10 protein-coding genes are annotated in these 13,040 nt (G+C 70.5%); 3 read left to right on the forward strand and 7 right to left on the reverse strand.

Annotation, left to right across the window (positions count from 1 at the left end):
- Nucleotides 1-218 precede the first annotated feature (218 nt).
- Complete coding sequence (locus tag KVT44_RS31475) at nt 219-989, reverse strand: SDR family NAD(P)-dependent oxidoreductase (RefSeq protein ID WP_217570412.1); 771 nt, start codon at nt 987-989, stop codon at nt 219-221.
- 246 nt (nt 990-1,235) lie between these two features.
- Here KVT44_RS31475 and KVT44_RS31480 point away from each other — a divergent pair, with 246 nt between their 5' ends.
- A complete protein-coding gene (locus KVT44_RS31480; protein ID WP_217570414.1) occupies nt 1,236-1,850 on the forward strand; it encodes a TetR/AcrR family transcriptional regulator in 615 nt (204 codons plus the stop codon).
- An 82-nt stretch (nt 1,851-1,932) separates the two neighbouring features.
- Here KVT44_RS31480 and KVT44_RS31485 read toward each other — a convergent pair whose 3' ends face one another.
- Both KVT44_RS31485 and KVT44_RS31490 read right to left on the reverse strand, forming a co-directional pair.
- Nucleotides 1,933-2,604, reverse strand: coding sequence for a response regulator transcription factor (locus KVT44_RS31485; protein ID WP_190171756.1), 672 nt, complete (start codon nt 2,602-2,604; stop codon nt 1,933-1,935).
- On the reverse strand, nt 2,573-3,877 hold the full coding sequence (locus KVT44_RS31490) for a sensor histidine kinase (protein ID WP_217570416.1): 1,305 nt from the start codon (nt 3,875-3,877) through the stop codon (nt 2,573-2,575). Before KVT44_RS31490 ends, KVT44_RS31485 begins: the two co-directional genes overlap by 32 nt.
- Nucleotides 3,878-4,219: 342 nt before the next feature.
- On the opposite strand from KVT44_RS31490, the gene KVT44_RS31495 reads away from it, so the two are divergent.
- Both KVT44_RS31495 and KVT44_RS31500 read left to right on the forward strand, forming a co-directional pair.
- Nucleotides 4,220-4,990, forward strand: a complete 771-nt coding sequence (locus KVT44_RS31495; RefSeq protein WP_308314166.1) for an ABC transporter ATP-binding protein — start codon at nt 4,220-4,222, stop codon at nt 4,988-4,990.
- Nucleotides 4,990-7,560: an FtsX-like permease family protein gene (locus KVT44_RS31500; protein WP_217570418.1), complete on the forward strand. Its 2,571-nt coding sequence runs from the start codon at nt 4,990-4,992 to the stop codon at nt 7,558-7,560. The genes KVT44_RS31495 and KVT44_RS31500 overlap by 1 nt, the downstream gene beginning before the upstream one ends.
- A gap of 94 nt (nt 7,561-7,654) precedes the next feature.
- Here KVT44_RS31500 and sthA read toward each other — a convergent pair whose 3' ends face one another.
- From sthA to KVT44_RS31520, 4 genes are all read right to left on the reverse strand, one after another.
- Nucleotides 7,655-9,058, reverse strand: a complete 1,404-nt coding sequence (sthA, locus tag KVT44_RS31505; protein WP_099924762.1) for a Si-specific NAD(P)(+) transhydrogenase — start codon at nt 9,056-9,058, stop codon at nt 7,655-7,657.
- An 82-nt stretch (nt 9,059-9,140) separates the two neighbouring features.
- Nucleotides 9,141-10,475, reverse strand: coding sequence for an enolase C-terminal domain-like protein (locus KVT44_RS31510; protein WP_217570426.1), 1,335 nt, complete (start codon nt 10,473-10,475; stop codon nt 9,141-9,143).
- Nucleotides 10,476-10,519: 44 nt separating this feature from the next.
- Entirely contained in the window at nt 10,520-11,857 is a 1,338-nt protein-coding gene (locus KVT44_RS31515; protein WP_217570428.1) for a gluconate:H+ symporter, read from the reverse strand.
- Nucleotides 11,858-11,993: 136 nt separating this feature from the next.
- On the reverse strand, nt 11,994-12,953 hold the full coding sequence (locus KVT44_RS31520; protein WP_217570430.1) for a 5-dehydro-4-deoxyglucarate dehydratase: 960 nt from the start codon (nt 12,951-12,953) through the stop codon (nt 11,994-11,996).
- Nucleotides 12,954-13,040 lie beyond the last annotated feature (87 nt).

Consider the following 13,040-nt stretch of genomic DNA (forward strand, 5'->3'; position numbering starts at 1 on the left):
CCCCCACCCTGCCGGTCCGCGCCCGATGCGCGCTGGGGGAGCCTAACCGCTGATCGCGATGCTGGCCCCGAACATTTGTCCGCCGCGCATGCAGGGCCCCAACTGTGCGGAGAGACAAGCCGATACGCGTGTTCAGCTCCGTGCGTCTTCAGCCACGGACACCAAGCCGGGACGTGAAGGTCCTTGCCGTGGAGTGACAGGAAACGGCGTGCGGTGACTCACGCGGCGATGACGGCGGCGCCCACGCGGCCGCCGTCGACGTCCACCACCGATCCGTGAACGAAGGAGGCCTCGTCACCGGCCAGCCAGACGGCGGCGCGCGCGACGGCGTCCGGGCTGCCGACTTCGCCGGCCGGTGTCCCCTTCATCATGACCTCGCCGGGGTGCGGTTCGCTCCCTTCCGCGGTGCGGGGGAGGATCACGCCCGGCGAGATGGCGTTCACCCGCACTCCCCGCGGTCCGAACTCCGCGGCCCATGCCCGGGTGAGGGTCTCCATGGCCCCCTTGGTGGAGCTGTAGAGCGCGCCGACCGGAATACCCAGGCGCGCGACCCATGACCCGAGATTGATGATGCTGCCCCCTCCGGCCTCCGCCATGGCCGGTGCGACGGCGGCGGTCAGGAAGAACGGTGCCTTGACGTTCACGGCGTAGACCCGGTCGAAGGTCTCCTCGTCCGTGGCGGTGGTCACGGCGCCCGGGTAGATGCCGGCGTTGTTGACCAGGATGTCGATGCGCCCGCCGAGGGACCTACGTGCCCGCTCGGCCAGGTCCCGGGAGGCCCCGGCACTGCCGTCGAGATCCGCCACGAGGAAATCGGCCCGCCCGCCGGCGGCGCGGATGCCTTCGACGATCCGGGCCGCCCGCTCCCGATCGCGCCCCGACACGATGACATGGGCCCCCTCGGCGGCGAACGCCTCGGCGATCGCCCGCCCGATATTGCTCGTCGATCCCGTGACGAGCGCGGTCTTGTTGTGCAGTCGTTCACCCATGATGTGGTCCCTCGTCCCGCTCTCCGCGGCCGGGCAGGCCGACCGGCTCCGTACGGCGGTCCACCAGTGGGTTGAACCGCGCGACCCACTGTGCATCGGCAAAAATGGACCAGCAAGTCCAGTCTGGGGCGCCTGCGAGGACGTAAAATGGACTCTTCGGTCCAGTGAGTCATCGGTGAGTCAGTCCAGTGAGTCGGTTCAGCGAGTCGGTTCAGTACGCCGGTCCAGGGATGGAGGGAGCGCGCCATGTCGCACGCGCCGACCACGAAAGGCCGGGCCACGCAGGCCCGCATCATCGAGGGTGCCGCCGAGGTGCTCCGCGAAAGGGGTGTCGCCTTCACCACCCTCGACGACATCCGCGCCCGGACCGGCACGAGCAAGAGCCAGCTCTTCCACTACTTTCCCGAAGGCAAGGACGAGCTACTGCTGGCGGTGGCGCAGTTCGAGGCGGACCGCGTCCTGGAGGACCAGCAGCCGCATCTTGGGTGCCTGGACTCCTGGGAGTCCTGGTACCAGTGGCGGGACGCGGTCGTGGAGCGCTATGAACGCCAGGGTGATCAGTGCCCGTTGGGATCCCTGTTCCTCCAGGTCGGGCGATCCCGGCCGGGCGCACGGGCCATCGTGGCCGAGCTGATGCGTCAGTGGCAGGAGCAACTCGCCCGGGGCATGCGCGCGCTCCGGGCACGTGGCCTGGTGTCGCCCACCCTCGACGTCGACACGACGGCCGCCGCACTGCTGGCCGGAGTCCAGGGAGGTGTGGCGGTGATGATGTCCACGGGCGACTCGACCCACCTGAAGGCCGCGCTCGACACCGGTATCGAGTACCTGCGCGTGACCGCGGACCGGCACAGCCCACGCTGACCCCGGCGCTCCCCGTGCCCGCGATCGGTGATCACGCCCGCGTGTCACATGATGGCCGGGCGCCCGCTCCCCGTGGCCCCCGTCAGGACGTTCCGCGCGGGACGACCAGGCCGCAGTCGTACGCCAGGATCACGGCCTGGACGCGATCGCGCAGCTGGTACTTCTCCAGGATGTGGGCGACGTGCGTCTTGACCGTGGTCTCGCCCACGCCGAGTTCGAGCGCGATCTCCGCGTTGGACAGACCACGGGTGAGGGCGCGCAGCACGTCGAGTTCGCGCCCGGTCAGGGCGTCGAGCTTCGTCGGCACGGCCGGCGTCGCGGGCGCGGCGAGGTGTGTGAAGCGGTCCAGCAGCCGGTGGGTGACGCGCGGGGAGAGTACGGCCTCACCGCCGGCCACCGTACGGATGGCGCCCACCAGGGAGTCGGCGGGACCGTCCTTGACCAGGAAACCGCTGGCCCCGGCGCGCAGGGCGTCCACGACGTGCGCGTCCAGGTCGAAGGTGGTGAGGATGACGATCCGGCTGGGCGAACCCGCCCCCACGATCCGGCGGGTGGCCTCCACACCGTCCATGTGCGGCATCCGGATGTCCATCAGGACGACGTCCGGGGTGAGGGCCTCGGCGCTCTCGACGGCGGCCACGCCGTCCGACGCCTCGCCGACGACGACGATGTCCGGTTCGGCCTCGAGGATGAGCCGGAATCCCGTCCGGATCATGGGCTGGTCATCGACCAGCAGGACGCGGATGGCTTGCATGCGGGGAGTGCCCTTCGTGCTGGGGGTCGGGTTCGGGGGAGGGGAGCGGGACGACCGCGTGGACGCAGTATCCGCCGCCCGGGCGGTTGCCGGTGTGCAGGGAGCCGCCCACGGCGCCGATCCGTTCCCGCATACCGACCAGACCGTGGCCGGAACCCCTCGCCGGCTTGGGCGGTCGCGATGTCTCGCCGCCCTGCCGCGGCCCGTCGTCGCAGAGCCGCAGGCTGAGCCGGTGCTGCTCCGGCTCCCAGGAGACGGTCAGCGCGGTGTGCGTGTGACCGGCGTGCTTGAGGGTGTTGGTCAGGGCTTCCTGTACGACGCGGTAGACGGCGAGTTGTGAACCCGCCGGGAGCTCGGCGGGGGTTCCCCTGGTGTCGAACTCGACCTGGAGACCGGCGGCGCGCACCGACTCCACGAGTGACGGCAGGGCGTCGATGGTGGGCTGGGGCGGTTCCTTGTTCGGGTCGCTCTCCGCCTCTTCGTCGGTCCGCAGCACGTCAAGGAGCCTGCGCAGCTCGGTGACGGTGGCCCGTCCCGTCTCCTCGATGGTGCCGTGCAGTTCGTGGGCCTTGGTGCTGTCGCGGTCCTGGACCCGGTCGGCGGCGATGGTCTGCACCACCATGAGACTGACGTTGTGGGCGACGATGTCGTGCAACTCGCGGGCGATCCGGGCCCGTTCCTCCATCACGGCGGCGCGCGCGTTGGCGACCTGTTCGCGTTCGATCGCCGCGGCCCGTTCCAGCGCCTCGTTCCGGATGGCGGCGCGCGCCCTGGAGAGCCGGCCCAGCGCCCACGCGGCGACCAGCAGCACCGTCTCGATCAGCAGCGTGGTGACACGGTACCCGGCCGGCGCGATCAGCGACTCGGTGACGGCCGCGGCCGGGATGAGCACCGCCACGACCAGGGTCGCCGTACGGGGGGTGGACCGTACGGCGGTGAGGAACACGCCCGTGGCCACGCCCACGTAGGTCGGTCCGATGGAGGTGCCCTCGGGCCCGGAGAGCTGCGGGATGTAGTGGAGGCCCTGGAGCGCGGCGGCCGACGCCGACATCACCAGCAGCGCGGGCAACGGAGATCGGCGGTGGACGGCGAGCGGCAGCGCGGACACCAGCACGAGCACCAGGAACCAGGCGTCCGGCGAACGCAGTTCGGGCCCGCCGGGCGGGATCGCCAGCGGCGTGGCCGCGCATCCGGCGATGAGCAGCAGGGCCAGACCCGCGTCGGTGACGGCCGGGGGCACACGGCGCCCGGCGAACGAGTCCATCAGGTCCATGCGCCCCACGTTAGACGGCTCACCCGGTGCCCTGATCTGCCCTGAGGGTGAGAGCGCGAGACCGGTCTCCTCCGCGGCGGCATCCTCCGCAAGGAGGAGGCGCCCCGCGCGACAGGCGGCGCGAGGAGACCCTGTCCTCCTCCGTACGGCGGAGGGCATCGGGGATCTCGCCCGACCGGCGGAGACCACGGTTCGCCGGTGCGGCCGAGGCCGCGGCCCGTTGCCGCCGCTGGACTGGGAGCACCACTCACGGAACGCCGTGCGAGAAGCCGGAACTTGAGTAGCCCGGACTTGAGTAGCCGGAACTTGAGAAGTCGGAATTTGAGAAGTCGAGGAGTCACAGTGCGGTCTTGGGGCCAACAACCGGACGGGCCGGCCGACGGCCGGTACGCGGTGCAACTGACGGACGTGACCAAGCGGTACGGCGACGGCCCCTCGGCCGTCCTGGCGCTCGACAAGGTCGGCGCGGGCATCGCACCCGGCACGTTCACGGCCGTGATGGGCCCTTCGGGATCCGGCAAGAGCACCTTCCTGCACTGCGCGGCGGGCCTCGACCGGCCCACCTCGGGCGTGGTCCGGCTGGGCGCACAGGACCTGTCGACACTGAAGGAGCGACGGCTCACGGAGCTGCGGCGCACCCGCATCGGCTTCGTGTTCCAGGCTTTCAACCTGCTGCCCTCGCTGACCGTCGAGCAGAACATCACGCTGCCCTTGCGGCTGGCCGGACGGCAGGTCGACGAGGGCTGGTTCGACCACATCGTGAAAGCCGTCGACCTCGGCGACCGGCTCGCGCGCTTGCCCGCCCAGCTGTCCGGCGGCCAGCAGCAGCGGGTGGCGATCGCGCGCGCCCTGGTCACCCGGCCCGAGGTGATCTTCGCCGACGAGCCGACCGGGGCGCTCGACCCGGAGACCGCACGGGACATCCTGGGGCTGCTGCGGCAGGCGGTCACCGATCTGCATCAGACGGTGGTCATGGTCACCCACGATCCGGTGGTCGCCGCACACACCGACCACGCTCTCTTCCTGAGCGCGGGGCACCTCGTCGACGCCTTGACCGAGCCGAGCGCCGACCGCGTCGCGGACGTCATGGCCGGCCTGCGGAGGGCCGCCTGATGCTGAGTCTCGCCCTGCAGACGCTCAAGGCCCGCAAGGGCGGTTTCGTCGGCAGCTTCGTCGCCCTGCTGCTGGGCGCCGCCGTCCTGAGCGCGTGCGGGATCCTGCTGGAGTCGGGCATACGGGCCGGATCCTCCGCCGAGCGGTACGCGGCGGCCGACGTCCTCGTCGCGGGCCGTCAGGAGGTCGAACTGACCTTCAAGGACCTCGACGGATCGACCGTGAAGGAGTCCCAGCCGCTGCCCGAACGCGTACCGCTGCGGGCCTCGTCGGCCGACCGGATCACCGGCGTGGACGGGGCGAAGGCGGTGATCACGGACGTGGGCGCCCCGGTGCGGCTGGTGACCGATGCCGGTCAGCCGGTGCCTGGACACCACGGCGCGGGGGTGGAGGCACACAACTGGTCGAGCCTGGGCCTCGGCGACTTCCGGCTGACCACCGGTCACGCGCCCCGCGCCGCCGGAGAGATCGTCCTGGACACCGAACTCGCCGCGCAGGCGGACGTCCGCCCCGGCGACGACATCCGTCTGATGACCACCTCGGTGCCCCGTACCTTCCAGGTCGTCGGACTGGTCGCCCTGAAGGACGGCGGAGCCCCCCGCCGGTCCGTGGCGTTCCTGGCCGACGCGACCCTGCGCCAGTCGGTTCCCGAAGCCTCCGTCCAGGCCTTCGGCGTCCTCGCCGCGCCCGGCACATCACCGCAGCGACTAGCCGACGCCATCAAGTCCACGCTCCACGACGACACCCTCGCCGTGCACACCGGGGAGGGGCGCGGACGGGCCGAGTTCCTCGACGTCACCGTCAGCGGCTCCAACCTCGTCGTCCTGGCGGCCGCGATCGGCGGCAACGTCCTGCTCGTCGCCGTCTTCGTCCTGTACGCCACCACGTCCCTGTCGATCCGACACCGCCGCCGGGAGATCGCCCTGCTGCGCGCGATCGGCACCACCCCCGGCCAGATCCGGCGCATGGTCGCCGCCGAGGCCGCCGCCACCGGCCTGCTCGCCGGAGTGGTCGGCTGCCCGGCGGGTCTGCTCCTCGTGTACTGGCTGCGCGACCGGTTCGCCGGACACGGCATCGTGCCGTCGGACTTCGGGCTCGCCCTCAGCCCCCTGCCCTTCCTCGCGGCGGTGCTCGTCACCGTTCTGACCGCGCTGGTCGCGGTGTTGTCCGCCGCGCATCGAGCGACCCGGATCCGGCCCACCGAGGCGCTCGGCGAGGCCGCCGTGGAGACCCCGGGGCTCGGCCGCGGACGCCGGATCACCGGCGGTGTGCTGCTCGTGCTGTCGTCGGGGATCTTCGTCACCGGACTGGCGCAGGACGCCGACTTCTTCACCCTCGTCGGGCTCGCCAACTCCCTCGTCCTCGTCCTCGTCGTCGCGGTCGCCGTCCTCGGCCCGCTGGTCTCCCGTACCGCCGTACGCCTGCTCGCCCCGCTGCTGAACCGGACCGGTGTCACCGGCTACCTCGCGGCGGCCAACACCCGGGCCAACGTGGCCCGGCTGGCCGGCGCGATCACCCCGCTCGTGCTCGCCGTCTCCTTCTCGTCGACCGTCGTCTTCGCGCAGACCACCGGGCTCAGGGAGTCGGCCGACCAGCTGCGGGCCGGGCTCGTCGCCGACCACGTCCTCACCGCGCCGTCCGGAGTGTCACCCGATCTCGCCGAGAAGGTGAGGGACATGAAGCAGGTGGCGTCGGCCACCGGACTGGTCAGGTCCAAGGTCGTCGCCATGGGCAGGATGCTGGGCGCCCAGGAGTCCGTCTCGCTCAGCGCGCAGGGCGTGGATCCCCGGGCGCTCGGCAGTGCCCTCGATCTGCGGCCGCGGGAAGGGAACATGAAGGCCCTGTCGCGGAACACCGTCGCGATCAGCACCACCACGGCCTCCTGGCTCGGGCTCGGCGTCGGGGACACCGCCCGGCTCCACCTCGGCGACGGCACCTCGTTGCGGGCCAAGGTCGTCGCCGTGTACGAACGCGGCTTCGGATTCACCGACGTGACCATGGACCACGACCTGCTGCTCGCCCACACCACAGGGAAGGTCGACGAGTCCGTCCTCGTACGCTCCGCCCCCTCGGCACCCGACCTGACCCAGGCCCTGTCGCACCTGGCCGCGGCCTACCCCGGCACGGTGCTCCGGGACGGCCTCGCCGTCGACGACCAGCTCGCGGAACAGCGGGCGAACGCGTGGGTCAACTACCTCGTCGTCGGCGTGATCATCGCCTACACGGCGATCACCGTCGTCAACACGCTGGCGATGAGCACGGCCGCGCGCCGACGCGAGTTCGCTCTGCTGCGGCTGTCCGGCACGGCCCGCGGGCAGGTCGTGGGCATGATGCGGCGGGAGAGCGTCATCGTCATCGCGGCCGGGGTGGGCATCGGGACCCTGCTGTCCGCGTTCCCGCTCGTCCTCGTGTCGATGGCGGTGAGCGGCACCCCGATCCCGGCCGTACCCGGCCTCGGCTACCTGGCGATCGCCGGCGCGACGGCGGCCCTCGCGGCCGCGGGCACGATGCTGCCGACACGGATGCTGCTGAGGATCCGGCCGGTCGAGGCGATCGGTGCGAAGGAATGACCTCGGCGTGAGCGGGCCCGGGGTGCCTCACAAGGCATCCCGGGCCTCGCCCGTGCCGGACCTCGATACGGGCCTCGCCGGGCCCTGGCGGTGGTCAGTCCCTCAGACGGTCTATCTGGCGGATCTTGTTGGTGGCGTCCAGGGCGGCGACCTTGTAGGACTCGGCCAGCGTGGGGTAGTTGAACACCGCGTCGACGAGGTAGTCGACCGTGCCGCCGCACCCCATCACGGACTGCCCGATGTGGATCAGCTCGGTGGCCCCGGTGCCGAAGCAGTGCACGCCGAGCAGCTTGCGGTCGTCCGGGGAGACCAGGAGCTTGAGCATGCCGTGCGAGTCACCGATGATCTGGCCTCGGGCCAGTTCCCGGTAACGGGAGATGCCGACCTCGAAGGGCACGCACTCCTCGGTGAGCTGGTCCTCGGTGCGCCCGATGAAGCTGATCTCCGGGATGGTGTAGATGCCGATCGGCTGGAGGTCGTGCATCGGGTGCACCGGCTCGCCGAAGGCGTGGTACGCGGCCGTACGGCCCTGCTCCATCGAGGTCGCCGCCAGCGCCGGGAAGCCGATGACGTCGCCCACCGCGTAGATGTGCGGCACCTCGGTGCGGTAGTTCTCGTCGACCTTGATGCGGCCGCGCGGGTCGGCGGACAACCCGGCCTTGTCCAGGTCGAGTTCGTCGGTGAGGCCCTGCCGGCCCGCGGAGTACATCACGGTGTCCGCGGGGATCTTCTTGCCGCTCTCCAGGACGGTGAGCGTGCCCCGGGGATGATGCTCGACCGCGGCGACCGTCTCTCCGAAGCGGAAGGTGACGGCGAGATCCCGCAGGTGGTACTTGAGCGACTCGATCACCTCGACATCGCAGAAGTCGAGCATCCCGGCCCGCTTCTCGACCACCGTGATCTTGCTGCCGAGGGCCGCGAACATGGAGGCGTACTCCATGCCGATCACCCCGGCCCCGACGATGACCATGGAGCGCGGCACCCGCTCCAGGTTGAGAACGTTGTCCGAGTCCATGATCGTACGTCCGTCGAACGCGACGCTCGCGGGACGTGCCGGCCGGGTGCCGGTGGCGATCACGATGTGCTCGGCGGTCAACAGCTTTTCGTTGCCGTTCGCTTCGACCAGGGCGACCGTGTGGTCGTCCACGAAACGGCCGGTGCCGGCGAACAGGGAGACGTGGTTGCGGGACAGCTGGCTGCGGATGACGTCGACCTCGCGGCTGACCACGTGCTGGGTGCGCGCGGTCAGGTCGGCGACGGTGATGTCCTCCTTGAGGCGGTAACTCTGGCCGTACATATCGCGTTGGGTGAGGCCGGTGAGATAGAGGACCGCCTCGCGCAAGGTCTTGGAGGGAATGGTCCCGGTGTGGATGGAGACCCCGCCGACCATGTCGGGGCGGTCGAGGACGGCGACCCGGCGGCCGAGCTTGGCCGCGGCGATGGCGGCTTTCTGACCACCCGGGCCGGATCCGATGACAAGCATGTCGAAGTCGCGCACCCTCCGGAGTGTGTCAGGCCGAAGTCCTCACCCGGAAGGGTGAATGGACAACAGTCGGTCCCACGACGGAAATGAGAAGGGCTCAACGCACCAGACACGGACGCTTGCTGTCGAACTCCCAGCCGGGGACCAGGTAGCGCATCCCGACGGCGTCGTCACGCGCCCCCAACGCCTTCTCCTGGTAGAGCTCGTGGGCCGCCAGCAGCCGCTCCCTGTCGAGCCGGACACCGAGACCGGGCGCGTCCGGCACGGCGATCTCCCCGTCGACGATGCGCGGGGGTTCGACGGTCAGGCGCTCCAGACCCTCCTGCCAGATCCAGTGCGTGTCCAGGGCGTTGTACGCGCCCGGAGCCGCGGCCCCGCAGTGCGTCACCATCGCCAGCGAGATGTCGAAGTGGTTGTTCGAGTGGCAACCCCAGGTCAGCCCCATCGCGTTGCACAACTGCGCCACCCGCACCGAGCCCTGCATGGTCCAGAAGTGCGGGTCGGCCAGCGGGATGGACACCGACTGCAGGGCCAGGGCATGGGTCAGCTGCCGCCAGTCGGTGGCGATCATGTTGGTCGCGGTCGGCAGGCCCGTCGCGCGGCGGAACTCGGCCAGGATCTCCCGACCGGAGTAGCCGCCCTCGGCTCCGCACGGATCCTCGGCGTAGGCGAGCGTGCCCACCAGGGGCGTACACAGCTCGATCGCCTCGCGCAGCGACCACGCGCCGTTCGGGTCCAGGGTGATCCGCGCCTCGGGGAAGCGGTCCTTGAGCGCCCGTACGGCCTTGACCTCCTCCGCGCCCGCGAGGACACCGCCCTTCAGCTTGAAGTCCCGGAAGCCGTACAGGTCGTGGGTCACCTCGGCCTGCCGGACGATCGCCTCCGGCGACAGGGCCTCCTCGTGCCGGATCCGGTACCAGTCCTCGGCCGCGTCCGGCTCGCGGACGTACTCCAGTTCCGTGCGGCCGGGGTCACCGACGTAGAAGAGATAGCCGAGGACCCGTACGGAGTCGCGCTGCTGTCCGTCGCCCAGGAGCGCCGCGACGGGTACGTCGAGATGCTGCCCCAGCAGGTCGAGCAGCGCCGACTCGACCGCGGTGACGGCGTGGACGGTGGTCCGCAGGTCGAAGGTCTGGGCGCCGCGCCCACCGGCGTCGCGGTCGGCGAAACGGTCACCGATCTCGCGCAGGACGCGCTTGTGGTCACCGACCTTCGCTCCGACGACCAGGGACTCGGCATCCCGCAGCGTCCGCGTGATCTTCTCCCCGCCGGGGACCTCACCGAGACCCGTACGCCCCTCGGAGTCCGTCAGGACGACGACATTGCGGGTGAAGTAGGGGCCGTGCGCGCCGGAGAGGTTCAGCTCCATGGAGTCCCGGCCGGCGACCGGGTACACGGAGAAGGCGGTGACGGTCGGCTGGCTCTTGCTCATGCGTCTCAATGTCCTTGGGTACGGGGGGGTGACAGGGGCTGCGGTCAGAGGCTGAGGACGTCGAGGGCCCGTTCGACCGCCAGGACACCGCCCAGACCGAGGACGGCCAGCACGGTGGTGTACGTGGTGCGGACCTTGATCGCCTCGACGACCGAGAGGTCGAAGTACTCCTTGAACAGCCAGAATCCGGGGTCGTTGACGTGGGAGAAGGCGATCGAACCGCAGCAGACGGCGAGCACCATCATCTCGGGGTGTACCCCGCCGCCCGCCAGGAGCGGCAGCACCACGCCGGAGGCCGTGACGACGGCGACCGTCGCCGAGCCCAGTGCCACCCGGAGGATGACCGCGATGAGCCACGCCAGGACGATCGGCGAGATGGACCAGCCGTGCGTCTGGTCCTTGATGTAGTCGGATATCCCGCCCTCGACGAGGACGTTCTTGAAGGCGCCGCCGGCACCGATCACCAGCAGGATCATGGCCATCGCCTGGGCGGCGGAGTTGCAGGACGCGCTGACCTCCGCGAGGCTCTGGCCGATGCGCGGACCGAACGCCCAGACCGCCAGCAGCAGGGTCAGCAGCAGCGCGATCGGCGCGGATCCGATGAAGGCGACGAAGTGCAGGAACGGGCTCGAACCGGACGTGGCCATGTCGGTCACGGCGGCGCCGGCGATCAGCACCACGGGGAACAGGGCCACGCCCAGTGACCAGCCGAGCCCGGGCATCTCCTCGTCCTCGAAGACCCGCTCGCTGACCAGGCCCGGGGGGATCGAGGGATTCATCGCCCTGATGAACGGCAGCCGTGGCCACACCAGGGCGATGAGCGCGCCGACCGGGACGGCGATGAACAGGCCGTAGAACAGCGTCAGACCGACGGACGCGTGGAAGGTCGCGGCCACCGCGGTGGGACCGGGGTGGGGCGGCAGGAAGCTGTGCATGGTCGACAAAGCGATCGACATCGGCAGCCCGACCCACAGCAGCTTCGCGCCGGTCACCCGTACCAGGGTGAACGCGATGGGCACGATGATGATGAACGCGACCTCGTAGAACATCGTCACGCCGATGAGCATCGACGTCACCACCATGGCGACCTGGACGCCGCGCGGGCCGAAGGCGTCGAGGAGCTTGCCGGCGATGCGCTGGGCGGCGCCGGAATCCCCCATGACACGGCCGACCATCGCGCCCAGTCCGATGGTGAGCATCGTGTCGCCGACCTGGCCGCCGATGCCTTCCGAGAGGACGTCAGGGATCTTCTCCAGCGGAATCCCACGGACCAGACCGACACCGACCGCCACCAGCAGCAGGGCGGCGAAGCCGTTCAGTTTGAGCTTGGTCATGAGCAGCAGCAGGACCAGCACGGTGATCCCGACTACGAGGAGCGGCACGTCTCAGTTCCCCTTTGAACTGGTTGGACCGGGTGATGGGCGACGGATGACGGATGACGGATGACAGAGGGCAGATGACGGATTGCGGATGACAGGTGACAGGTGACAGGTGACGGATGACAGATGACGTCATCTGTCATTCGGATCGCCGTACGGCCCCGCCCACCTTCAGACCGTCGTCGAGCACCTTCGCCAGCGCGCCGAGCTCCTCCGGCCCCGGGTCCGTGAGCGGCGCGCGCACCGGCCCGACCGGCAGACCGCGCAGCCGGGCGGCAGCCTTGACCAGCGACACCGCATAGCCGGGGACGCGGTCGCGCAGTTCGACGAGCGGGACGTAGAAGTCGCGCAGGAGCTTGGTCACTCCCGCGTCGTCGCCGTCCCGCAGGGCGGCGAAGAAGGCGTTCGCGATCTCGGGCGCGAAGGCGTGGACCGCCGAGGAGTAGGCGGGGACGCCCACGGTGGCGTAGGCGCGGGCCTGGATCTCGGCGGTGGAGGCGCCGTTGAAGAAGAGGAAGCCGTCGGGCGCCGCGAGCGTGAGGCGCTGGAGGCGGTCGAGGTCGCTGTGTCCGTCCTTGAGGCCGATGACCGTGGGGATCTCCGCGATCCGGCGTAGACTGTCGGCGGTGAAGGCGACCTGGCCGCGCTGGTAGGCGATCAGCGGCAGAGAGGTGCCGGAGGCGATCCGCCGCAGCTGTTCCACCAGCCCGTCCTGCGGGGCGGCGACCAGGTAGTGGGGGAGTACCAGCGCGGCGTCCGCGCCCGCCTCCTCCGCGATCCGGGCGAAACGCAGGGCCTGCGCCCAGCCGTAGCCGATGCCCGCGACGACCGGCAGCCGTCCGTCGGCGATCTCGACGGTGGCCCCGACGACCGCGCGGTACTCGTCCTCGTCCAGCGAGAAGAACTCTCCGGTACCGCAGGCGGGGAACACCGCGCCCGGCGCGCTGTCCAACTGGGCGGACAGGTAGGCCCGGTACGCCTCCAGATCCAGCCCGCCGTCCTCCCGGAAGCTCGTGAGCGGGAAGGACAGCACCCCGCCCACCATGCCGTCCCGCAGTCGCTTGGCCACGTCCTCGGCCGCCGCACTGAACCGTGTCATGAAGTCTGTCCTCATATGCAGATGGCATCTATGTATGAAGATGGAGGCTAGGTTCGTGAACGCGCGGGGTCAATGGGTGCGGCGCGG

Origin of the sequence: Streptomyces sp. GbtcB7, assembly GCF_019091445.1 — a bacterium.
GTDB lineage: Bacteria > Actinomycetota > Actinomycetes > Streptomycetales > Streptomycetaceae > Streptomyces > Streptomyces mirabilis.

Excerpts from the sequence above, each read along its gene's own strand:
- KVT44_RS31475 (WP_217570412.1), bottom strand. The coding sequence starts at position 989 with ATGGGTGAACGACTGCACAACAAGACCGCGCTCGTCACGGGATCGACG.
- KVT44_RS31480 (WP_217570414.1), top strand. The coding sequence starts at position 1,236 with ATGTCGCACGCGCCGACCACGAAAGGCCGGGCCACGCAGGCCCGCATC.
- KVT44_RS31485 (WP_190171756.1), bottom strand. The coding sequence starts at position 2,604 with ATGCAAGCCATCCGCGTCCTGCTGGTCGATGACCAGCCCATGATCCGG.
- KVT44_RS31490 (WP_217570416.1), bottom strand. The coding sequence starts at position 3,877 with ATGGACCTGATGGACTCGTTCGCCGGGCGCCGTGTGCCCCCGGCCGTC.
- KVT44_RS31500 (WP_217570418.1), top strand. The coding sequence starts at position 4,990 with ATGCTGAGTCTCGCCCTGCAGACGCTCAAGGCCCGCAAGGGCGGTTTC.
- KVT44_RS31510 (WP_217570426.1), bottom strand. The coding sequence starts at position 10,475 with ATGAGCAAGAGCCAGCCGACCGTCACCGCCTTCTCCGTGTACCCGGTC.
- KVT44_RS31520 (WP_217570430.1), bottom strand. The coding sequence starts at position 12,953 with ATGACACGGTTCAGTGCGGCGGCCGAGGACGTGGCCAAGCGACTGCGG.